Raw genomic sequence first — 23,414 nt, 5'->3', positions numbered from 1 at the left:
CCGAAGCCAACCACGAGGGTCTGACACAACCCGGCCAACGTTAGTGGACACAGCACTAGCGATGTCGCAGCTGGTCCTGTTCGCGATCGACAGCTCAGGGCCGGTCCTCCGGGGGACCGGCCCTGAGTCGTGCCGAACCAGCCCATCGCGAGGACCGACCAGCCCGGGCCGGGACGACGATCGTCCCGACCCGGGCTCCGGTCACCTGATGGAGAAGTCGGCGAGCCGCAGCGGCGAGTCGAACACCAGGTACACGTCATGGGTGCCGGCCGCGCGGGCCAACTCGGCGCTGACGCTGACGTACCGGTAGTCGTCGCCGGTGCTGGGCACGGTGGCCGTGCCGAGCAGCCGACCGGTGGGCGAGCCCAGCCGCACCTGGATGGTGCCGACGTCCGCGCCGGCCCTGGCGACCCTCGCGGTGAAGGTGTGGGCTCCCGGACGCAGGGCCGAACCGGCGAACGAGATCCACTGGCCCGCCGCGGTGGCACCGACGGCCGTACCCTGGGCCTTCGTCTCGTCGACAAGCCGGACCCCGGCGTACCTGTCGAAGTTCTCCGCCCGGGTGGTCCGGGACAGGTCCCGGGCCGGAACCGTCTCACCGCGCACCCGCACCGCGGTCCGGGCCCGGATGTCCTCGGCCGACGCGCCCACCATCAGGTCGTGGGTGGACGACTCGACCACCCACCGGCTGCGGGTCACATCCCAGTGCGCCAGGTCGGCGACGGGCACCCGCAACGTCACGGTCCGGGTCTGCCCGGGTGCGAGGTGCACCCGCTGGAACGCCTTGAGCGCACGGTTCGGGGTCTTGACCCGCGAGGTGCGCTGGTGGGTGTAGAGCTGGACCACCTCGGCCCCGGCCCGGCTGCCGGTGTTCGTCACGTCGACACTGACCGTGATGGTGCCGTCGGCCGCGACCGGCCGGTCGCCGGTGCGCGCCTGGCCGTACCGGAACCGGGAGTACGACAGCCCGTGGCCGAACGGGTAGAGCGGTTTCGCGGTGCTGTACAGGTAGGTCTGCCCGGACGAGATGATGTCGTACTCCAGCAGGTCCGGCGGCAGTTGCCCGTCCGATCGGTACCAGGTCTGGGTGAGCCGGCCGGACGGGTTGCGGTCGCCGAACAGGACGTCGGCCACCGCGTGCCCGGTCTCGGCGCCCGCGTGGGTGGTCCACACGATCGCCGGGACGTGCTCCTGCTCCCAGGTCGTGGTGACCGGGTAACTGGTCTGGAGCACCAACACGGTACGCGGGTTGGCTCTGACCACGGCCTTGACCAGCGCCTCCTGGCCGGCGCTGAGGGCCGTGGAGGTGCGGTCGTGCGCCTCGCGTCCGTTGATGAACGGGTTGCTGCCCACGACCAGCACGGCGGTGTCGGCCGCCTTGGCCGCCGCCACGGCCCGGTCGATTCCGCTGCTGATCACCTCGCGGCTGAAGTGGGTCGCGGCGGCCGGGGTGGACGCGCCGAGCTTGAGCGCACCGTCGTCGCCGACCGTCACATACTTCTCGGGGGCGAACCAGCTCTCCTTGGTCTCGTAGCCGACGTAGCGCAGCACCACGCTGCCGTCGTCCTGTGGCTCCAGCTTGAACTGCTGCTGGACGTACCAACCGTTCGGCTGCGCGTCGCGGGTGACGAACGGCCCCCAGTTGTAGCCGAGGTAGCGGCCGTTGGCGGCGTTGCGCAACGTCACCACATCCTGACCCCAGTCCACCACGTCGAACTGGGCTTCGGGCGATGCCGTGGTGCCGGTGGCGGCGACCGGGTCGGCGTCGGTGGTGCCGGTGGCCGTGACGTACCGGCCGGTGGCCGGGTCCTTCAGGGCGATCCGGTCGGCCCCGTCGAGCGCGTTGACGCTCGCGGAGTTGCCCAGCCGCTCGCGGATCCCGTCGAACGCCGTCACCTCGTACGGCAGGTCGCCGCCGTACCAGTCGGTGTAGAGGGTGTCGGCGAGCGGACCGAGCACGGCCACCTTGCGGGTCCGGGCCGGGTCCAGCGGAAGAGCCTGTCGGGAGTTCTTCAGCAGCACCATCGCCTCACCGGCGGCCTGCCGGGCGAGCCGCTGGTGTTCCGGGCTGTTGATGACGTCCGGGGTGATGCCGCCGTGGCGGCCGCCGCCCGGGTCGAACTCACCCAGCCGGAACCGCACGTTCAGGATCTCCCGGATCCGGGCGTCGATGTCCGCCTCGGTCAGCAGACCGGTCGCCAGCGCCTGCTTGATGGCCGTCACCGTCGGTTGGGCGTTGGTGTCGTCGGTGATGAAGCTGTTGAGGCCGGCCTTGATGATCGCGGCGTTCGCCTCGGCCTGGGTGGCGTAGTAGCCCTGGGAGGCGACGAGATTGTTCGGCGCCCAGGCGTCGGTGACGTTCATCAGCGGCTGGGCGGTCCAGCCGCGCACCACCGTGGCCAGGTCCGGATCCACGGTTGCGGGCCGCCCGTTGATCAGGTTGTACGCGGCCATCACCCCGGTCGCCGCGTCGGCGGCGAGGGCCGGCTTGAACGCGGCTCGCTCGTACTCGTTGAGCACCCGGGCCGGCACGTTCGACGAGGTGACGTCGCGCCGGATCTCGTTGTTGTAGGCCAGGTAGTGCTTCAGGGTCGGTGCGCTCTTCAGGTGGTCGGGGTCGCCGCCGGTCATGCCCGAGCCGTACGCGGTGGAGATCGCGGCGGTGAGCATCGGGTCCTCGGAGTAGCCCTCCTCGTTGCGGCCCCAGCGAGGGTCGCGCAGCAGGTTGACCACCGGCGCCCAGAGGTTGAGACCCCACACCCGGGGGTTCTGCGCGTGGTAGCCGCGCGCCTCGTCGCCGACGGCGGAGCCGACCCGGTTGATCAGGTCGGTGTCCCAGGTGCTCGCCATGCCCACCGGCTGGGGAAAGGACGTGCCGCGGGCCTTGACGACAGCGCCGTTGTTGTCGATGTCGGTCGACCAGGCCACCCCGTGCAGGGCCTCGGTGCCGGTCTTGAACAGGCCGATGCCCAGCCGGGGAACGGCCGGCTGGTACTGGTGCAGCCACGAGATCTTCTCGTCCAGGGTGAGCCGTCCGAGCAGGTCGTCGACCCGGGCGTTCACCGGCAGGTGCGGATCTCGGAACGGGTAGGTGGGCTCGGCGAGGGCGGTGCCGGGAACGGCCGGTAGTGCCAGTAGGACGAGCGCGAGCACGGCGATTCCGCGCCGAAGGCGCTTGTACCCCATTTGCTTCTCCTCATGTCGTACGACAGACGCCCGATGGGCGCCCCGACCGGCGTGGCCAGGCTCGACACCCGGCTGACGGGCCTGAACGACGAATCGTCGAAGCGCTTCGACGACCCGGCCGCACCACCACGGCCATGATTGTTGTGATCCGCGCAACTATAGATGTCGGCCAATGACCGGGCAATACCCCGGCCGGTCCACCCGGCGCACTGCCCCGAGCCCCCACGGGTCTCGGCGAGGCAGCCCTTCCTCGGCCGGGGCCGCCGCGGCACACTGCGACGGGCACGGACGAATCGACGGTGCTGTTACGATCGCCGCGGTGTGCGTGACCCGATCAGCCATGAGATCCGGTGGAATCCATGCCCTCTGACGGACCGGATCCGTACACGCTCCTCGGCGTGACACGCGATTCGTCGGTCGCGGAGATTCGGGAGCGTTACCTCGTTCTCGTGCAGATCTGGCATCCGGACCGGCATCAGTCGAGCCCGGAGAGTGTCCGCGCCGAAGTGACCCGGCAGATGCAGCGGATCAACGCGGCGTACAAACACCTGACCGACACCCACGAGCGCGAGGCCCGTGCACACCAGGCCCGCGAGCGACAGGACCGCGAGCGACAGGCCCGCGAACGACAGGACCGTGCACGACAGGACCGTGCACGACAGGACCGTGCGCGACAGGACCGCGAAGCCCGCGACCGCGAAGCCCGGGAACGGCAGGATCCCGAGCGTCTGCGCAGGGAACGTCAGGATCGTGAACGCGAGACCCGCGAACGCGAGCACCCCAGGGCACGGTGGACGCACCCTCGATGCGACGGCACGAGTCAGCAGCAGGGTTCCCCATGGGGCACGGATTCGAGCGTTCATCCCGTGGCGATCACCCTGCGGCGCGGCGAGATCGGCTACACCCTTCGCGCCTACTTCGACGACCAGCGAACCGAGGCGGCCTTCCCCGGCGCCCAGGGTCACCTCCTCCTGTTCAGATCCGTCGCTTCGATGCGCACGTATCTGGCCCGGGTCGAGGCACATGAGTTGTCGGGCGTTCCGGGCTGGGAGAGCATTCTGGACCGGATCGGTGACGCGGCCTTCGAGCCCGACGACGAACACTTCTACGAGTTCGACCTCATCCTGCACAGCCTGCGCTTCCCACCCATGCAGTGGGTGCCCGCACTGTTCGTCGCCCACCGGGACGTCGTCGGCGAGATCGCGGAGGCGTTCCGCCTCGACGACGTGCTGAATCTGCTGGCCGCGGGTTCGCCCCTGGATCAGCTCGACAATCTGTTCCGGGTCGCGGACCGGCCGCTGGCCGGGTGGGCCGCCCGCCGCCATCTCGCGTCTCAGCCAGGAGCGCAGGTCAGCACGGTGTGGCGAAGGGCGGTCCGCGAGGTCGAGGAACACGTCCGCTGGCTACGGTGAGTCGCGCCGGGCCGTTCCACCGGCCGGGGCCGCGGGACGGGCTACGGGACGATCGGGAGCACGTCCTCGTCCCGTCCCGTCTGGGGCAGCCCGGAGGCTGCGGCGATGGCCTCGACGGCGGCCTCCAACGTGGTGGTCTCCGGTAGGACGAGTTCGTCCGGCCAGCCCAGGACGTCGTGCGCCGCGTACCAGCCGCTCATCTGCTCGGCGGTGAACTCGCCCGCCTGTGGCCGGGTGCGATGCCGACGCAGGGTTTCGGGTAGGGACACGTCGAGATAGCAGAACAGCGACCGCCCCCGGTGCCCGTCCCGCAGGCCCGTCAACATCCTCCGGTAGCGGCTGGCGTGCATGATGCCCTCCACCACCACGTGGTAGCCGTGGTCGAGCGCGAACCGGACGGTCTGCCCGATCAGCGCCGGTGCCGCGCCGCCGGGTTTGTCCCGCTCACGCAGCACAATGCGCCGCAGGTAGTCCTGCTCGACAAGCGCACAACCCCGGCCGTGCCGACGCCGCAACTCCCTGGCGATGCTGCTCTTACCCGAGCCGGAGTTGCCGCGAACGCAGACGAGGATCGTCGCCGGGCTGCCGGTCGGTACGGCTTCGGCGACCACATCGCCCCCTCGCAGCAAGTCGTCGCGTTTCGTCGCGCCGGCGACGGCCGGCACCGTGCGGCCCGGAAGCCGAGACTAACCCCGGACGAAAAGCTGATTGACGTCCGCGGTGCGTCAATTACTTTGAGCGCATGGTTCGATATCATTCGCGGACCAGAGCCGAATCAGGCGTTTCGCTCCGCCCCGCCGAAGCTATGACGGCAGACTCGGCCCTGCGAGCTGGGAAGTTTTTGCGAATGTTTGGGACTGTGCGAGATTCACCCGACCTGCCCTAACCCAGCATCCGGGCCGATGTCAGCGACGCCTCGGCAGAAGCCCGGATCGCCTGTACGGTAAGGGTTCGCGCACGAGCAGTCAGGCATGCCCGGCCTTGGCGGCTCCCTTGAGCTCAAGATTTCAGCAAGCCTCGCGACTCCTCGTTGCCGCATCCCGGTGCAGCTCCGAGAGTTGGTCACAGAAGCGCATGTTGACACCGCCGGGCGAGGCCAGCGGGTGCGCCTGGTCGACAATTCGGGGAAGATCAGCAGATGGAGCCCGACCTTTACGGTAGTCCACCGGCACCTGAAGGCACGGCCACACCAATGGAGTTCGTCGGCGCACTGCGACAGTTGCGCCTCTGGTCCGGGCTGACCTACCGACAACTGGCGGCCAAAGCCGCCGCATCCGGGGATGCGCTACCGTTCGGCACGATCGCCTCCGTGCTGAGCCGGACCAGTCTGCCGAGGCGGGAATTCGTGGTGACATTCACGCGGGCCTGCGGCCTGGACGAAGCGTCGACCGCCCGTTGGGTGCGGGAACGCAACGCGCTGGCGGTCAACGCCACGCACGTGGTTGGCGGCGGGGCCCGTGACGAGGGGGCCGACCTGTCGACCGCCGAGCCGGCCTGGCCGTCACCGGCCATGCTTCCACCGGACATCGCCGACTTCACCGGGCGCGCCGCCGAGGTCGCGACGCTGACCCACCGGTTGACCGACGAGCGCAACGACGGCCGCGCACCCGCCGCCCTGCCGGTGACCACCATCGCCGGGATGGGCGGGGTGGGCAAGACCGCACTCGCGACGCACGTCGCGCACCTGGTCCGGGCCGCGTACCCGGATGGTCAGCTCTGGGCCAACCTGACGAACGCCGATGCCAGCCCGGTGGACCCGGCCGAGGTGCTGGCCCGGTTCCTGCGGGCGCTCGGCATGCCGTACCGCGCCATCCCGGCCGGCCCGGCGGAACGCGCCGAGGCGTACCGGACCCGGACGGCCAACCGCAGGGTCCTGGTGGTGTTGGACAACGCGGTCTCCGAGGGGCAGGTCCGGTCCCTCCTGCCCGGGGCCGCCCCGTGTGCCGTGCTGATCACCAGTCGTGCGCGGATGACCGCGATCGAGGGCTCCAGGCGGATCGACCTGGACGTCCTCTCCGCCACCGAGGCGGTCGAGTTCCTGGCCCGGCTCGCCGACGACGAACGGGTGGTGGGCGAGCCCACGGCAGCCGCCGACCTGGTGAAGCTGTGCGGATACCTGCCCCTCGCGGTGCGCATCGCGGGGGCCCGACTGGCCGCGCGGCCAACCTGGCAGCTCGCGCACCTCGTCGAGCAGCTCGACGACGAACAGCGGCGCCTGGACTGGCTGGTCACGGGCGATCTGACGGTACGCGCCTCGCTGGCCATCAGCTACCGCGGGCTGGCACCGGAGGCGCAGCGGCTGTTTCGGCTGCTCGGCCTCTTCGACGTACCGGACTTTTCCGCGACCCTGGCCGCCGCGGTGCTCGGCTGCCCCCCGGAGCGTTCGATCGAGCACACCGAGGCGCTTGTCGACGCCCAACTCCTGGTCGTGGACGGGCTCGACGCCGCCGGGCAGACCCGATACCGGTTCCACGACCTGACCAGGCTCTTCGCCGCCAGGTGCGCCGAGCTGGAGGTCGAGCCCGACGAGCGGACGCAGGCGGTGCAGCGCGGGCTGGGCGGCTGGCTCGCACTGGCACGGCGGATGGCCAGGTGGATCCCGGGTCCCTGCTACGCGCCGATCAGTGGCCGGGCACCGCACACCGCACTCGACTGGGCAGACGACTACGCCGAGCGCGTCGCCGCCGCGGACTGGTTCGACGCCGAATGCGCCGCCCTGCAGGCCGGGGTTCGCCAGGCGTGCCGGCTCGGCCTGGACGACCTGGCGTTCGACCTGGCCGGCTGTCTGGAGAAATACTTCGACCTGCGCGGCAGGTACACGGAGTGGACAAGCCTCAACACCGAGGCGATGGCGGTCTGCCGCAACGCCGGCAACCGGTTGGGCGAGGCGGTCATGCTGCGCGGTCTGCTCGACGTGACCACCTGGATCACCGACGACCGCGACGGTGACGCGATGGCCCGCTCCAGCATCCAGGCCCGCAGTCTCCTGGAGATGTTCGCCGCCCTCGGGCACGACGCGGGCGCGTCCGACGCCGCCGTCATGTACTCGTGGGCACTGAGCGCCGGCGGCGCCTACCCCGAGGCGACAGCGATGGCGACCCGCGCGCTGAGCCTCGCCGAACGGTCGGACCACCTCGGCGGTCAGGCGCGGAGCAACCTCGCGCTGGCCATGGCCTACTACGAGCAGCAGCACGTCGACCTCGCGATCGGTCATGCCCTCGCCTCGCTGGAGAACGCGCGCGCGTTGGGCAACATGCGCTGGGTCGCCACCGGCCTGCAGTACCTGGGGATCGCGTACCGGCAGCTCGGTGACCACGAGACCAGCGAGCGGATGCTCAACGAGTCGCTGGCCATCTCCCGTGCGCACCGCGATCACTACCCGGAGGTGCTGACCGTTCTCGCACTGGCCCGCCTCTACCTGGAACGCGGCGACGTTACCGCCCGGGAGACGGCCGAGACCGCTCTGACGCTCAGTCGCCGCTACCACATGAGGCACCATCTCGCCGAGGCGTACGCGGTCCTCGGCGAGATCGAGCTGCGCGACGGCAGACCGGCCCACGCGATCCGTCACCTGGAGGCATCCGTCGCCATCTGGCGGACCCGGGGATGGCACTCGTTCCAGGCGGCTTCGCTGACGACCCTCGGAAAGGCGTACCTGTACGTCGACGCGTACGCCGCCCACCGGGCGTTCGTCGACGCGCAGGCGCTCTACGCCCAACTCGGCAACACCGACAAGGTTGCCGAACTGGGCCTGCTGGCCGACAGCGCGACGGACCCCTCCGAGCACCGCGAACCGCAGCCGCGCCCGAGCTGACCGGGCGGCGGCCAGACGCCGGGTCGATCCCCCGGAAAACCGCCGCTGACCTGCCGAATCAGCGCCGCTTCAGCGCCGCTTCAGGCTGCTCAATACGTTCGCGCCATGACAATCAAACGTTTCTCGCGGGCGAGACGCGGGGCGGCTGTCGCGACGGTGGTCGCCGTCGCGGCGGCCGGCGTGCTGTCCGGCGTACCCGCGTCGGCCGATCCCGTTCCCGTCCCCATCCCTCAGGCGACGCTCACCGACCGGGCCTTCGGACAGGTCGCCGAGATCCACATCCAGGGTGCCGATCGGATCAGGACCGCCGTGCTGTCGGCCGAGTTCGTCCAGTGGCACCGGCTGCACCCGAACGCCACTGCCGCACAGGCACAGACCCAACTCACCGCCCGCAAGCAGCTGCTCGACAGTTCACTTACCGCGTTCGACCTGCTGGTGCCCGAGCAGGACCTGCTGCTCAAGTCCGTCGACATCCTGCTCGGCGCCCCCGGCGGCGACACCCGGACCTCGCCGGAGGTGACCGGCCTGGTCGGAGCCGTGATCGGCAAATCGGTCGAACCGTGGGACACCCGCGAGGAGCTGGCGTCCGGCGCGTTGCGCACCGCCCAGTGGCTGCGCGGCCGGGACGACGCGCTCGCCACCGTCTGGTCCGCGGTCCGGCAGGCGGGCGCGGGCAGCGTGCCGGTGGCCACCGCCTGGAACGCCGTGCTCGGTGCGCCGTTCGGCGTGGACGTGACAAGCACCTACGAGGAGCTCACGGCGGATCCCGGGCTCTCCCGTGTGGACCTCGACGCGATCCTGGCGCTCCAGGGCGACTCGGTGGCGTACGTCGCGGCGGCCAAGCAGCAACTCGCCACCCTGCACGCGCAGCTGCTCGGCCTGAGCCTGGAGGTCCGTCTCGAAATCGGCGAGAACAACCGCAAGTGTCCGCCGGAGGGGCCACCGAGTGCCGAGTGCACCGCCGCGGCGAAGAAGGCCGCCGAGGACCGGGACAAGGATCGACAACAGACGATCTCCGACATCAAGGCCGGGGTGGGCATGGTCTCCACCATCATCGGCTTCGCCGACCCCGATGCCGGCAAGAAGTCCAAGGTGATCGGCGAGGCGGTCCTCACCACCATCAGCGCGATCTCCAAGTACGCGGCGGCGATCACCGGCCGCGGCCTGGCCGGCTCGATCTTCAGCACCGCGACGCTGGCGATGACCGGCAACGTCTTCGGAGCCGTGATGTCGATCGTCGGGCTCTTCGGCAGCAGCGGACCCTCGCTCGACCAGCAGATCCTCGCCCAGGTCAACGCGTTGCGCGACGAGGTGCGGGCCCTCGGCAACGAGATGCGGGCCAGCTTCGCGCGGGTCGAGGCCCAGATCAACACGGTGTACGCGAACATGATGGCCCAGTTCGACAAACTGAACGCGGCGATCGCCGGCAACACCGCGCAGATCACCCTCGTGCAGCAGCAGGTCGCCCAGCTCGGTCTGCGCCTGGAGGACATCGCCGCCACCGTGCTGACCGCGATCGGCGACGCCACCCTGCACGACGCCCGCTCCGACATCAACCAGTACGTCGGCTACCTGGAGAACTTCGGCCAGCCGATCCCGACGTACGGCGAGTTCGTGGGTCCGGAGAACGAGTTCCACCTGGCCTCCACCCAGCTGGCCAGCGGCGCGGCCTTCGTGGTGCCCAAGACCGACGCCGACAACCCGGCACTCGATCCCACAAACGTGCTGAACAGCTTCGGTGAGGCCCGGTCGATCAACTATCTGGCGCGGATAGCCGCCGGCCGCGACCCGTCGATCGTCGAACCGGCGACACCGGTCGGCAACCCGACGGTGTGGAACCTCGGCGCGCAGGCGTACGCCATGTTGATGCTGCAGAATCCGACGTACGCCGCCCAGGTCAGCGCCAGCCGCGCGGCGCAGATCGAGGCGGAGGGCACGCGCACCGCCGACCTCGCCGCCAGCTTCGGCCGGCCGGTCGACGGCAACGCCAACAGCCTGATCACCGGGCTGGTCAACGAGTACGTCGGCGCCACCAACGAGTTGTCGACAGCACTGGCCGCCGTGCGGACCAACGAGACCCAGATCCGCTGGGAGCCGGACGGCAACGGCGTACAGGTGCGGACGCCCAAGAACTACGACCTGTTCTGGGACACGGACAAGCCGCTCGCGCCGGCACCGGCGAAGGCCGACGAGGCGACGGTGCCGGCCTGTGGCGGCACCAGGCAGATCGACCGTCCCAGCAACGTTCGCTACGACCTGATGTCGAACGTGGTGCGGGCACTCCACTACGCGTACACGCCACATGCCGGCGAGCCGCCGGCCGGGGTACGGGAGCTGCCCGAGGTCGGCTACTGCTACGCGCCGAGCTGGGTCTACACGCGCACGACCGGCTACGGCACCGGAGTGATCCGTCACTACGGCAAGCTGCGGTTGCAGATCCACAGCCGGTTCCGGCTGAATCCCACCGCGGCGTGGCAGAACTCGCGGACCGCCGACTACACCTGGCCCGACGAGCAGGTCTACCAGGTCGACTGCGAGGTGTTCAACTGCGACAGCGAGACCACACCCGAGCAGGGCCTGACCCAGAAGTGGCCGTCCGGGCGGTACGCCTTCGCGAGCGGCGCGACAGCCACGAACAACACCGCGCTGGACGCCACGCTGACCACGACCCTGCGCGGCTTTCTCCAGGCCCGGCAGAAGGCCATGTACGACCGGGTTCGGGAGCTGAGCACCCAGGTGAGCGGGCAGGTGCCCGCCGCGCTGAAGAAGATGAACACGACGGCGCGGCTGCTCCAGGCGTACAACCGGTTGGGTCTGCCCAACGCCCTGGACTCGGACGACGTGTTGTCCGCGAACCTGTTCGGGCAGTACCAGATTCCGGTGAACATGCCGACGGATGCCAAGGTGAGCAACGCCTACGCCAGGGCGGGCGACACCTACGCGGCGTGCGGAAGCCCGCCGTGCGCGCTCGACCCCGACCGCCCGCTGCGCGAGCAGGTCAGCCTCAAGCTGCCCTGCGAGCCCGCCGTCAACGCCTCGAACCTGCCCGGTGACCCGCTCGGCGACTGCCTGGTCACCAGCGCGCGCTCCCGCGCGGCGGCGCTCATGCAGCGGTACGAGGTGTGGGCGGACCAGATGACCGCCGGGCTGCACCGCGAACGGGTGCCCTGGATGAACGACACCATCATGGGGCTGCGCATCACCACCCGCCTGACCCACGCCAACTGAATCCAGCGGTGCCGGTGCCTGCGGGCGCCGGCACCGCGCCGGTTCGTCGTCAGTGCCTTCGAGGGCAATTCCGCGGCGCAATTGCACACCGCCCTATTTCGCGGAAAAGTCGACCGGAGCATGTGGACAGTTCTTGGTACACTACCTCGGCCTACCCCCAAGGAGAGACACTGAAGTGAAGAGATTATCAACTGTCGCGTCCGTGTGCGCCCTCTCAATAGGAATCGCTATCGCCTCGGCAGTTCCGGCCTACGCTGCCACGGACAGGAGCGGGGCGGAACGGCTGAACATCCCGAACAGCAGCGCGTGCAGGGCGGGTCGTACGGTCCTGGAAGGAATGGTGGCGGGGCCAGGCGGCCAGCTTTACATTATTTTCTCGAAGGGAAGCGCCGGGGAGCCGGTGCTGTCCCGATGGTTGCGCGACGGCTCGACCTGGGACGGCGCCAGCTGGACCTGTGCCGGGGCACCAACCCCCATGCCCCAGCTCGGCCACGGTAACGACCTCGCCTACAACGCGAACTACCTGGGCCAGGGCCCGGCCCTGATCGCTACCCAGGGAAGCCAATCGGCATTTCCCAGCGACGATGTGACGATCGTGCACCTGAACGCCAACGGATCTGTTGGCGCAACTGAGGTGGTCGATCTGCCGATCGGCAACATCAGTGGCCTCTGCTACAGCGCGACGGCGGCCGGCGGCGCCGGCAAATATGCCGCCCGCCGACTGGGCAGTCTGTGGACCCACCCCGGCGCCGGTTCGCTCACGAGTGGATGGACGCTCGTGAAGAGCAACCTGACCAGTCACGATAATCGTTCCGACCAGGGCATCGACTGCTCGGAGAACTACATCTGGAACAGCAAGTCGATCAATGACTCAACGCCCGATACCGGGTGGAACTGGATCTACCAGTACAACTGGTCCGGGGGCGACGTGGAGAGCGACATCGGCATTCCGGGTAACAACCTGACCGACGAGATCGAAGACATCACCCACGTCGGGAGCGAGTTCTTCGTCGCCGTCAACCGAAACGGCGGAAGCGCCGACTCCGTGAAGGTGCTCACCGAGTAGCCGCTGGTCCTGCGTCCTGGTGGTGCTGCCCGGTCGTGGGCGTTGACGGGGTTCGTCGACGGCTGCCGCCGGGCGCGGGCGGGTCACCCGTGAACCCTGTGACCCGCCCCGGACCGCAGAGACCCGGACATGGGTGTAACGAGCAAGGCCCCGGCCAGCATCTTGCTGGCCAGGGCCTTGGTTTGGTGCGCCGCCAGGGACTCGAACCCCGAACCCGCGGATTAAGAGTTCAGTTGCAGCCGTTTCACAGGGCTCCTCCGCGTCGCATGCGTCCGCAGAGCTCGGCGTCCGTCCCAGCTCAGCGAGGCGCGGCGTCCCATACGTCCCAGTAGCCGGTGTTCGTCCACGGCGCACGAGCACCCACCGAGCACCCTCAAAGTGGTCCCGTCGTCGCCTCCCGTGCGACTACTGCCCGCTTCGGCCAACCGTCGGAACCGTACCGAACCTGCCCCTTCCGTCGTCGTACACCTACCGAGAGGCGAAGCTACCGATAGACGACCGCCTCGGCATGGGGCAGAGCGAGCGTCCTCTGCTCCCTCGCCTCCACGTCCCGGATAGCGCCCGGGCTCCAGCGGTACTGCCAGTTCAAGCCATCCTGGTCCCAGATCGTGCTCGCTCGGAGCCGGTCGAATCCGGCCCCAAGCATCAACGCGGCACCGGTGCTGAATCGGATGTGTCGATCGTGCGGAAAGTCGACAGCCCTGGCAGGCGAAGCAAGCGTCACCGTTACCTTGGCGAGGCGGCCGGCGCCGGCCGGCGCCCATACGGCCTTGAGCGCATCCGCAGTGCTCGTCGCAGTCATCGCTGAGTATTCCCCTGGGTCCCATGCGCCGACCAGCCTGACTTCCGCCCCCGAGTCCGACACGGAGTCGATGCGCTGCAGCAGCCAGGTCAAGTGCTCGCCCCGCCAGCGCCTGGTCCAGTGCTTCCCGGAATCCAGGTCCCACAACGACTTGAAGAGGTAACGGTCGACGACCGTAACCTGCCGAGCCCCGGTAGCCAGCGGTTCCAGGACATCGCACCAGAACCGCTCGCGGTCACTGCCGTACGCCGCTGTCGCGTCCTCGGCCAGACTCCGGATCCGCCGGATCACACGGCAGTCGTCTAAGGTCGCTGCGGTCGCCACCTCGGGGCGGTGGCCGGGGTCAGCGGCCGCGCGCAGTACCTCGTCCACGTCCGCCGCGACGACCGCGACGTCCGTGGCCTCCCCCCAATGCAGGCGGAGGTCGTCGAGGGCCCTGATCGACGCGAGCGCGGGTGCGTCCGGCTTCCGCACAGTGATTCGGTTGGTCTTCCGGAGGTGCGTCAGGACCTCGATCCACCGGTTCCGCGCGTCCTGGGGCAGCGCCGCTCCCCGGCGGATCGCCGCGACGAGTTCGCTGGCCTCCTGATTGCTGCCGAACACGAGCCGTCCGTGCACCGCGACGCCCTCAGCGGCGGCGCGGTGGACAAGGTTCGCTACCGGGTTCGGCAGACCGCTGGTGTCGAGGGCGTTCGCGGCGATGGCGATCCGGGCGTACATCAGAAGTCACCGAACAGTTCGTCCAAGCGCTCGTCGAAGAATCCGTGCGGCCAGTCGTCGAGAAAGTCACCTTTGTCGTCTAGGCGAAGCCGACGCGCGCTCGTCCGGCCCTGCTCGTCCTGGTCGACGTAGACGACCGAGACGTGTGCCGGGTCGAGAAGGCCCTCCCGGATCCGCCGCTGGGTACGCAGGACCAGGTGCTCGCTGTGGGTCTCCACGATCAGCTGATTGCCTCGGCCGCCGGCCCGCGTCGCTTCGATGAACAGATCTGCGAGCCGTGCCTGCAGGCGAGGATGCAGATGGGTTTCCGGCTGTTCGACCAAGATGATCGACTCCCGCTGCGCGAGAGACTCCACGATGACCGGCAGGATCTGGCTGATACCGAACCCGACGTCTGCCGGAGTGACGTCGACCCGCGATCGGCGGTCAGTGAGCACGATCGCCACTAGGTCCCCGACGACGTTTACCCCGCCTCCGGTGCTAAGCGGGAGGACCTTCAGCGAGTACGGCACCTCCATCCGCTCCAGCCACTCGTTGACCTGGTCCACCGCGCTGGCGTTGTCGAGCAGAAACATCGCGACGTGCCGCCCGTCGCCGGGGGCTGCGGCCTGCGACGACCGGTCGTAGAACCGCCGCGGTGCCGAGCGGAGTGGGCCCAGCCAGACCACGCTGTCCAGTAGTTGCCGGACCTCGGTGGAGATGCCTCCGGCAAGCCGCGCCAGACGGCCGACGTGTGCCTGCAGGCGGTTCCGCTCGAGTTCGTCCATCCCGGCCACGACCGGCCAGTCCAGCAACGGCTCCGGCGCCGGGAGCAGGCCATCGCCGCGCAGCGCCAGTTCATTCACGTTCCGCTCGCGCAGACGGCGGACGACCCGTTCGGCTTCGGACCGGCGGTCTCGGTTCCCGGTCTCGAAGGGGTAGAGCAGTCCTCCGTCGGCGATGCCCTTCAGAACCGCTGCCACGTCGTCGAGGTCGGCGACAAGACGGTCGCTGGTCTCGCTGTCGTCCGCCCGGAAGGAGAGCTCGAGGTCGTCGAGGCGGAACGCTGTGGCGCGCAGCGCACCCCGGCCGCCGTCGTCGCCAAAAGTCCAGTGGACCTCCCGGAGCAGAGCGGGATCGGCGGTGCCGCCGGGCGGTATCCACGACGGGAGGGCGCCATAGGTTATGCCGAGTCCAACCCTCTCGCCGGTATGCCGATGAACCACACCGGTGAAGCCGCCGACATCGGTGAACGGTCCCTGAGTAACGACCCTGTGGTTGCCGATCGACTGCTTCAGCAGCAGCAGCGATTGGAGGATGCTCGACTTGCCGGCGGAGTTCGCCCCGTATACGAGGGTGAGCGGCGCGAGCGGGATCCGGGTGTCGGCGCCGAAGGACTTGAAATTCGTGAGCCGGACCTGTGTGAGTAGGTTCCGGTCCGGCGTGGGGTGGGTAACGGCTTCCTCAGGTGGTTCGGCGAGGTATGCCTGCGGAACGAGTCCGCGCACTGGGTCCAGATCAGAGTGGAAGACGACGCGCGCGACGTGCCCAGGCTCATCGACAGTGCCGGTCTTCCGAAAGCGGTGCACCATACCGGCCACCCGGTCGACGGCATCCAGCGGTACCTCGAGATCGTGTCTGCCCACCGTACGGGCCAGGGTCTCAGCGTCGATCAGAAGAACCTGGCCAGTCGCTGCCGGTGCCACTCCCCGCCGCAGCACCCAGATCGCAGTCCCGATGCTGATGTTCCGGAACACGCCGCGGGGAAGCGCAATGATCGCTTCGACCGCGTCGCTGTGGCACAGGTACGCGTGCGCCTCCGCGTACCTTGAAGAGAGACTGCTCTGGGCCAGTACCACCGCGGCACGACCGTCGGCCCGCAACGAGTTGAGGGCGAGGAGCAGCCAGGGCATGTCCCCCTTGGCGACGTCCTTCCCCCACGCGCTTATGAACCGTGCCTTTTGCTGATCGTCGAACTGCAGACCCCACGGCGGCTGAGCGAGAACGGCGTCGGCGAACCGGGGCACCTGCTTGGCGAACGCGTCGCCCCTCTCGATGTGTGGCAGCAGGCCATGCAGGCGGAGGCGCATAGCGGTACGGCTGGCTGCGCGCTCGTTGACGTCGGTGCCGACTAGATCCACGTCCTCACCCACCTGATGGGCCGCCAGCAGCGTGGTCCCGTTACCGCAGGCCGGGTCATAGACGACGGAACCAGGGCGAACGACGAGCGCCGCCAGCAAGTGGGCAACCCAGACCGGCGTGTGGAACTCGCCAGCGAATCTGCCGCTCTCGGTTAGCCGGCGCAACACCGCCTCGAACGTGCCGGTGACCTCGTCGGCCCCGAGCTGGCCTACCTCGGCGACAATCGTCGCGAACACGCTGCGGTACGACTCAATCTCATTGGCCTGGAGCCACTCCGGGCCGATGGCCAGGCGTTCCCTTTCGGCCGGAGCGCCCAGCATGAGGGCGGTCCACTCAGCCTCGTTACCGGTCAGCGTCTGCCACCGGACGTACAGCACCCACAAGACGACGTCGACGCCGCGCTCGACGCCCATGCTCCGTGCCGATTCCAGCAGCCGTAACGCGTGTTTCTCCGACACAGGCGAACCTTCCCCAGTGGCCCAAACCACCGAAGAGCCTAGGTCATCGACACCATGATCAGGTTGCTGTGCCAGTGAGCAGTCTGGCGCGGCTACGACCCGCCTTTGAGCGGAGGTTGCGAACTCAGTTCGGACATCACCCGCTGGCTGACCGAGACGCACCTAGTCGAACTCAATCTTCAATGAGGGTCAAGAATCCACGGCCATCGGCATCCCCCTCGGGAGCGTCGGGCCGCTCAGTGAGCCGCCCTGACCTACCAGATCGACAGCCGGCCACGACCGAACGTCCAGTAACAGCGCCGCCCGCATCGTCGAGGCCAGCGAGCACGCTGACAAAGTCGGACTGGAGTGCTCCCTCGGCTGGCTGTAACCCTTCGTCGCGCTCGTGAAGGCCCATCGAATCAGTCACCTCAACGATGCCGATGCCGATGGAGCCCAGTGGCGGCGTCACCTGTCTTACCGACTGACGGACGAAGTGGCCCGTGAGGAGACCGGCATCATCCCGCTGAGTGTGGCCGTGGACCGCGGCGCAAACGCCACCTTCCGTTGTGTCGGATTGCTGGCGACGCTCACTGCCGCCGGACACGACGTCGACCGCCGTGGCGGCGGCAGGACCGCGGAGGTGTACCTGGCGGCTCTGTGCCGATGGGGATTGGCGTACCGCAGTTACAAGGGCCGGGGTCAGCACGTGCAGCGATGTGGTTACGGCGCTTCGCGAGGCCGCACCCTGGCTGAAGCTGGGTACTTCTGAGGGGCTGCGTCGGCGCAGCCACGACGCGTCGACTCGGTGATCGCCACCTTGAACGGGTGCGCTGCAGCGATCGACAAGGCAGTCCAGCCAGGCGGCAAGCAGCGGATGGTCGCACGTGTCGAGGGCTGGTTCGCGCTGCCCACCGGTCCGCTCAGCGACCTCATCGATGCACAGAAGGGTGAGCGGAGGGTATTGATGGCCTCGAGATTAGGCTGGCTGGATAGCCCCCACTACGACCAAGACCGGTTGCGTGAGCTGCTCAAGCTGTTCAGCGACACGGAGAGCCGAGACGACTTGGGCGTTGGCTTGGTCCGCGACCCGTTCAGTGGCAGCGGGCAATGTGTCATACGGTCGGGGTAACCTCGCGCGCGGACGTTACGGAGGTTGAGGTGCCACGAAAAATTTCGCCTGCCCAGTACAAGCGCATGGTCGACGATTACAACCGCAAGCTGAAGCAGGCCGTGACGAACTACAACCGCGACGCTGCCGCGTACAACCGCGAAGTGAAGCGCGCCGTCGATAAGCACAACCGCGAGGTGCGTGCTCACAACGCACGCGTACGTTCCAACCGGCAGCGGCTCAACGCCGAGATTGCACGGCTCGACCGCCAGCGCTCAACGACCCGCTACGTCACGGTGCAGACCTCCGCCATCGCGCTGCACACCGCGTACTCCCGGGTTGATGAGCAATCCGAACTGTGGAACGAGCGCGGACAGGAGCTGGCTGACCTAGCGGAAGCCGAGACGGCCAACAGCGCGCAGGTCGCCAACGCCCTCCTGACCGAGACGGGCGCCGAGACGGAGGAGGTCGAGGAGACGTCGATCACCCACGAGTTGTCCGTGCTGTCGGGGGACCTGCACAACCGATGGGAAGGCGCACTATTCGCGATCAACCCGCGCAACCCAGATGCGGCGCGGCACTTCTGCACCAGCGCCCGCGAGGTCATCGTGGAGCTGATCAACATGAAGGCTCCCGACGCCGCAGTGCTACGGGCCAAGCCGAATTGTGAGCGAGGACCCGACGGTAAGGCCGTCGCAAGGCGCGAAAAGATCGGCTATCTGCTCAATCTGAACGGTGCCGGCTACGAGGCCCTGGGCGACTTCATGGAAACGAATGTCAATGACGTGATGAACCTGTTTTCCCAGTTCAACAAGGGCACGCACGGCACCGCTGGGCGCTTCGACATCCCCACCCTCCGGACGATCAAGCACCGCGTCGAGGACTCCATCCGCTTCCTATCGACGCTAGTCCGAGGTGTCCAGCCGACGACACGGGACGTCGGATAGCGCCTCGACCAAGGCCGCGAGGCAAAGTGATCATCGCTCGGTAGCAAGAAGCGCGGGCGCCCTTAGGCCACGTCTCCGACCCAGGAGGGTTCACCGGAGCACCCACGGCACGCGACACATCGACTAGAAGCGAGCGCCAGGCCTTGTTCCAGACGTGAGCGAACTAGCGCCACGGCCTGGCTGCGGGCTGGTGGCCAGACGGTCGCCGCGCCAGCGGTGAAGGTGTTCCCGCAGCCGCCGGCGCAGGTCACCGACCCGTCCGGTGGCACCGAGGCTGCGCAGGAAGTCCGGCACGCTCCAGGTGACGAGGGAGCCCTGCCGGGATAGGTACAGGCCGACTCGGTCGATGCCGTACCGGTCGTCGTAGTCGAGCAGCAGGTAGCTGGCGAGTTGGTAGATCTCGTCGCGGCCCAACCTGAGGGGTTGGATGGTCGCCTTGCAGTCCAGCAGTAGGCCGTCGAGGATGAAGTCGGCGTCCGCTCCGCCGATGTCCTGGCTGCCGAGGAACGTCGGACCGCAGGTCCGGGCGCTGGTGGGCAGTTCGAGGAACGGTCGGAAGGGCTCCTCGGCGATCGCCAACTGCCGGTTGATGTCCTCGATGGCGTAGTCGGGGACCGCCGTCAGGAGATTGTCGAGAGTGGTGGCCGGGGTGGTGCCGGTCAGCATGCTGTACCGCCGGATCTCACCGGTTCGGTAGATGTCCTCGTAGTAGCCGGCCACGAAGCACAGGCGGCCCAGGATCTCCCCGTCGAGGCCGTCGTCGCCGTGCACGTACGCGTCAACCATGGAAATCAGGTCGCGTCCGGCCCGGTGCAGGGCGTCCCGTACGGACGTCGCGGGTGCGCCTCGGAGGGGCAGGCCGCTGCCGACGGCATCGATGCCGATATTGACCGGCGCGCCGAACGGACTACCCAGGCGGAGCCTGAGCCGGAAGTCGATGGCGTGGCCGAGCGCCGACCAGTCGGGGTATTTCACGTCGAGCGGCTGCACCGGGCGGGGCAGATCGCAGATCCGCCGAAGGTAGTCCTGCACGACGGCCGCGCTGTTCGGCAGGTGCTGGGCCACGAACTGCGACATCGGGGAGTTCGGATACCTCAGCTGGCGGGTCAGGCTGAGCTCGATCATCGGTCGCCCGGCCACCGTGCCGTCGCCGGCCGCCTCGGTGGCCTTCTCGTAGTCGTCGATCCAGGTGATCCCCGCCGGGTCGAGGTGGTGCCGGGCACGGGTGACCGCCACATAGATCAGGCGGGCCTCACTGGCCCGCAGCGGGCGCGGATTCCCGTCGTCGTCGACCGACGGTGCCGCGAAGCCGTCGCCGATCCGTACCCGCGACCACTCCCGGCCCTTGGCCTTGTGCGCGGTGGACACGGTGACCTTCGCGGCGCGCTCGTCGGCGAGACGGTCGACCGCGTCGATGATCACGTCCGACCCGTAGGTGTCGACCAGCGTCACGATCGCTTTGAGGTCCTGGCCGGCGGTGTCGTTCTCGGCGTACTCCTGCACGTCGGCCCAGGAGGTGAACAGGAACAGCTCCGGATGAGTGGTACGTCGACCCGACTTCAGAGTCTGTGCGGCCTGCGCGATGTTCCGCAGCGCGCCGCCGCCGCCCGTGAGCGCGACCGGTACGCCCCGATCCAGGAAGCCGAGGACCTCCTGCATCGCATCGGCGTTCCCCCGGCACAGCACGGCGTCGATCTCCGCCGCCGAGCCGACGCGGGAGTTGATGGCGCTGTTCCCCGTCAGTTGCAGCTCCGACTCGGCGTGCCGGAGCCACCGGTTGGCCGTCTGGGCGATGCGTGGGCCGAAACGGAACGACTTCGTCAGGTACAGGTGATCCGCCGGGAAGCCGGTCATCACGTCCCGGGCGTTGCGCCAGGCGTAAATCTGCTGGGCCGGGTCGCCGACGCACACCCGCTGCGCGTTCTGGGCGAGGAAGACCTCCTCCACGACGGGGTTAGTGTCCTGCGCCTCGTCGAGCAGGACGAAGTCCGCCGCGAGCGCGGGCTCGGTCAGCGCCCACATCTTCAGATAATGATCATGTTCGAAGCGGAGTTCGCCATCCGGTGAGCAGATGTCGTCCCAGGCCCGGCACGCGTACGGCAGGAGCACGCGGGCGACGTGGTCCTGGGCCGCCGGGTCCAGCCCGTTGACCCGTTCCAGATGCCGGGCCATCAGCTGGCGGTCTGTGCTGTAGCAGAATCGACGGATCATGCCCATCACCAGGCGTACCTGGTGTCCGCAGGTGATTGGACGGGAGCTGACCCACAGATTCTGGTGGATGCCCAGCAGCCGCGCGGTCTCCTTCGAGGGTATGCGGGCCGACCGGTTCAGACGTTCCTGGTAGTTCCGCCCGACGGCACGGTGTGCCAGCGAGTGCGCGGTACGGCAGTCGACGTTCGCCCCGAAGCGCTGCCTGGCCTCGTCGGCGATCGCCTTGTTGAACGCCACGTAGAGACCGCGCTTCCTGGTGACCCCGGCCATCAGTACCAGCGTGGAGGTCTTACCGGTGCCAGCCCCGGCCACCAGGGCCAATTCCCTGCCCGCGAGGAACATGTCCCGGGCGGCGAGCTGTTCCTCGGTCGGCTTGACGTCCATACGCCCCTTCCAGGACTGATTCCCACGCTCACACCGTCGGACCTTTATGGATCCGTCGGACTGCTCCGCCCCATCCCCGAAGCTGCTCGCGGAACCAGTGGAGCCTACTTCGGAAGCGAGCAAGGTGTGATCGCTCCGCTACCGCCATCCCGAGCGATCCGCAGGCACTCGGAGGGTCAAGAATCTCGACGGCGCTGCCGAGAACACGTGCCCTCCTCCGTCCCCCTGATCAGCAGGGGCAGTCTTCGTGGTCCACGTGCTCCGCCGACCAGCGGACTTTGCGCGTTCAACCCCGGAAAATCCACCGGCACCAGCAGCTTCGACGCCTACAGTCCGCACAGATTTCCAGGTCGGCCTTACTCCCACACGTCTAGCCCAGTCCAGGCAGTCCGGCAGATTGAGAGGCTGATCTTGGTCGAGCCACACGGTTCAACGGGTCGCGTGAGTACGTCTGTTCGCGTTCATGGCGATGCTTTCTCTAGACGGCGTGCCACTCAGTCCGCCCGTTGCGAGCCTGTCCCTAGCGCCCGAGCACCCGGCGAGCACCCCTGACGAACCATTCGTCGACGGGGAGGTCAGCGCCACGCGAGCGCGGTTTAGGGGCTGGGGCTCACGAGTTCGGCAAGGCGGTCAGGCACCGCCCGGCGAGCCTGAGCGTTAGGCCGTGCTGTTGCTGCGAAGGGCGGCTGGTTGTCAATCCACAGCAACGCCGAGAGATCAGCGGGCATGACCCATCGCGGCGGATGAGCTAAGTTGATCTTTTGCGTGCCAATGAAAGCGTCGCCGATGTTGAACTGGAAGCTAATCGTCGGCTCGCCCGCCATCAACCTGTCCACGTCGTCCAGGTCCACCCGGGTGAAGCGGTGAGCACCGGCGGCGACCACTAGGGGAACTTCGTAGCGGTCCGCCAGTTCCGCGTACTTGCGCACTTTGTCGTTGACCGCGCGCGTCAACCGGGCGGCATCGACAGGACCCGCTACTCCACTCGGCGCCGCAAATTGTGCGAATAGTCCATTGTCCGAGGCAACCTGGCCGAAGCGATCAGCGAGCACGAGAAAGGTGTAGCCGTGGGCGCTGACGCTGGAGGTCGATGGGGACTGCAGTAGGCGCCGGCGCACTTCTTGGGCGACCTTCTTAGCCGTGCCCGCGTCGGGCGCTTTGGGTGGCATGTTGCCGGCCTTCAGGACGAGCACGACACCGACAGGAATCCTCGCGATGCGTTGTTCGAGCGCCTTCCAGGCTCGTTGGCGCGCAAACGTCTCTCGCGGCGGCTGGTCAGTGTGAACCTCGACGAACATGACTGGGTTACCGTCGGGCGATAGCACGGCCCAGTCTGGAGTCAAGCCACCGTACTGGCGTTCGTACGCTACGAGGTAACCAGCCGACCGCAGCGCAGCGCCCGCTGCCAACTCCATCGTGACCGGCCAGAAGAACTCGTCCTTCCAGAGCCTGCCGGCGAGCTGCTCGGCGTCAGAGAAAGGAAGCAGGGCGAGCTGCTCGTCGTACCAGTCCCGCCAGTGCTCAAATTGCGGCTCCACCGCGATGTCGAAGGTCAGCCGGCGGTGGTCGGGTGGCAGGCTGCCGAACCGTCGTCGGTGGCGGGCAACGAAATCCTGCCCGAAGAATTTTTCTGACGTCACAGTCTGATCATCGGCCTGGGGTCAAGCAGAATCGCACTGAGAGATTGTCCTAGGGCGGACGCCGCCAGGACGCGCGCGGCGTCGCCTCCCCCCGACCTACCCGAAGTGGCTTTGCCCCGGCTGTCAACGCCGCCTCAACCGTTCTGCGGCGGAGCTGACACCCACGGTCGTGATGATGCGGCCGAGGAACCGTTTCGCTACGCGCGAGGATCGCCCCCGCCCGCGCAGCTGACAGACACGGCGAGGGCCAAGACGTCGGCGAGAGAGGCGGGGGACGTCAGCGGTTGAGGTAGGCGGTCAGGCCGCCGAGTTCTTCGCTGGCGATGAAGACCGAC

Annotated in this window: 14 protein-coding genes and 1 pseudogene; 9 read left to right on the top strand and 6 right to left on the bottom strand. The window is 68.3% G+C overall.

Going from position 1 to position 23,414, the window contains the following annotated elements; all coding sequences use genetic code 11:
- Window positions 1–201: 201 nt before the first annotated feature.
- Complete coding sequence (locus tag AB0B57_RS19425) at window positions 202–3,186, bottom strand: glycoside hydrolase family 3 C-terminal domain-containing protein (RefSeq protein WP_357071219.1); 2,985 nt, start codon at window positions 3,184–3,186, stop codon at window positions 202–204.
- A 12-nt stretch (window positions 3,187–3,198) separates the two neighbouring features.
- Here AB0B57_RS19425 and AB0B57_RS19420 point away from each other — a divergent pair, with 12 nt between their 5' ends.
- The 3 genes and pseudogenes from AB0B57_RS19420 to AB0B57_RS19410 all read left to right on the top strand — a co-directional run bounded on the left by AB0B57_RS19420 (window position 3,199) and on the right by AB0B57_RS19410 (window position 4,598).
- Window positions 3,199–3,324, top strand: a complete 126-nt coding sequence (locus AB0B57_RS19420; protein WP_357071216.1) for a hypothetical protein — start codon at window positions 3,199–3,201, stop codon at window positions 3,322–3,324.
- A 221-nt stretch (window positions 3,325–3,545) separates the two neighbouring features.
- A pseudogene (locus tag AB0B57_RS19415) lies at window positions 3,546–3,698 on the top strand (J domain-containing protein); the annotation flags it as partial.
- Between the two features lie 354 nt (window positions 3,699–4,052).
- The gene (locus AB0B57_RS19410) at window positions 4,053–4,598 is read left to right on the top strand and encodes a hypothetical protein (RefSeq protein ID WP_357071612.1); all 546 of its coding nucleotides are present in this window, start codon (window positions 4,053–4,055) and stop codon (window positions 4,596–4,598) included.
- A gap of 41 nt (window positions 4,599–4,639) precedes the next feature.
- Here AB0B57_RS19410 and AB0B57_RS19405 read toward each other — a convergent pair whose 3' ends face one another.
- Window positions 4,640–5,209: a kinase gene (locus AB0B57_RS19405; protein WP_357071213.1), complete on the bottom strand. Its 570-nt coding sequence runs from the start codon at window positions 5,207–5,209 to the stop codon at window positions 4,640–4,642.
- A 527-nt stretch (window positions 5,210–5,736) separates the two neighbouring features.
- On the opposite strand from AB0B57_RS19405, the gene AB0B57_RS19400 reads away from it, so the two are divergent.
- From AB0B57_RS19400 to AB0B57_RS19390, 3 genes are all read left to right on the top strand, one after another.
- On the top strand, window positions 5,737–8,412 hold the full coding sequence (locus AB0B57_RS19400) for a tetratricopeptide repeat protein (RefSeq protein WP_357071210.1): 2,676 nt from the start codon (window positions 5,737–5,739) through the stop codon (window positions 8,410–8,412).
- Window positions 8,413–8,517: 105 nt separating this feature from the next.
- Window positions 8,518–11,640: a hypothetical protein gene (locus tag AB0B57_RS19395; protein ID WP_357071207.1), complete on the top strand. Its 3,123-nt coding sequence runs from the start codon at window positions 8,518–8,520 to the stop codon at window positions 11,638–11,640.
- A gap of 337 nt (window positions 11,641–11,977) precedes the next feature.
- Window positions 11,978–12,706: a hypothetical protein gene (locus AB0B57_RS19390; protein ID WP_357071204.1), complete on the top strand. Its 729-nt coding sequence runs from the start codon at window positions 11,978–11,980 to the stop codon at window positions 12,704–12,706.
- 484 nt (window positions 12,707–13,190) lie between these two features.
- On the opposite strand, the gene AB0B57_RS19385 is transcribed toward AB0B57_RS19390, so the two are convergent.
- Both AB0B57_RS19385 and AB0B57_RS19380 read right to left on the bottom strand, forming a co-directional pair.
- Window positions 13,191–14,228, bottom strand: coding sequence for a hypothetical protein (locus AB0B57_RS19385; RefSeq protein WP_357071201.1), 1,038 nt, complete (start codon window positions 14,226–14,228; stop codon window positions 13,191–13,193).
- Window positions 14,228–16,807: a DUF3696 domain-containing protein gene (locus AB0B57_RS19380; RefSeq protein WP_357071198.1), complete on the bottom strand. Its 2,580-nt coding sequence runs from the start codon at window positions 16,805–16,807 to the stop codon at window positions 14,228–14,230. Before AB0B57_RS19380 ends, AB0B57_RS19385 begins: the two co-directional genes overlap by 1 nt.
- A 385-nt stretch (window positions 16,808–17,192) precedes the next feature.
- On the opposite strand from AB0B57_RS19380, the gene AB0B57_RS19375 reads away from it, so the two are divergent.
- Genes AB0B57_RS19375 through AB0B57_RS19365 form a run of 3 tightly spaced genes read left to right on the top strand, consistent with a single transcriptional unit; the run spans window position 17,193 to window position 18,844 of the window.
- Complete coding sequence (locus AB0B57_RS19375; RefSeq protein WP_357071195.1) at window positions 17,193–17,558, top strand: DUF429 domain-containing protein; 366 nt, start codon at window positions 17,193–17,195, stop codon at window positions 17,556–17,558.
- Window positions 17,559–17,594: 36 nt separating this feature from the next.
- Window positions 17,595–17,918, top strand: coding sequence for a hypothetical protein (locus tag AB0B57_RS19370; RefSeq protein ID WP_357071192.1), 324 nt, complete (start codon window positions 17,595–17,597; stop codon window positions 17,916–17,918).
- A gap of 29 nt (window positions 17,919–17,947) precedes the next feature.
- On the top strand, window positions 17,948–18,844 hold the full coding sequence (locus tag AB0B57_RS19365) for a hypothetical protein (RefSeq protein ID WP_357071189.1): 897 nt from the start codon (window positions 17,948–17,950) through the stop codon (window positions 18,842–18,844).
- A 123-nt stretch (window positions 18,845–18,967) separates the two neighbouring features.
- On the opposite strand, the gene AB0B57_RS19360 is transcribed toward AB0B57_RS19365, so the two are convergent.
- Both AB0B57_RS19360 and AB0B57_RS19355 read right to left on the bottom strand, forming a co-directional pair.
- Window positions 18,968–21,439, bottom strand: a complete 2,472-nt coding sequence (locus tag AB0B57_RS19360; RefSeq protein WP_357071186.1) for a UvrD-helicase domain-containing protein — start codon at window positions 21,437–21,439, stop codon at window positions 18,968–18,970.
- Between the two features lie 596 nt (window positions 21,440–22,035).
- The gene (locus AB0B57_RS19355; RefSeq protein ID WP_357071183.1) at window positions 22,036–23,079 is read right to left on the bottom strand and encodes a hypothetical protein; all 1,044 of its coding nucleotides are present in this window, start codon (window positions 23,077–23,079) and stop codon (window positions 22,036–22,038) included.
- Window positions 23,080–23,414: the final 335 nt, after the last annotated feature.

Source organism: Micromonospora sp. NPDC049101 (genome assembly GCF_040648675.1).
Taxonomy (GTDB): Bacteria; Actinomycetota; Actinomycetes; order Mycobacteriales; family Micromonosporaceae; genus Micromonospora.
The sequence above is the reverse complement of the archived record's forward strand: the minus strand, read 5'-3'. Positions and strand labels throughout refer to the sequence as shown.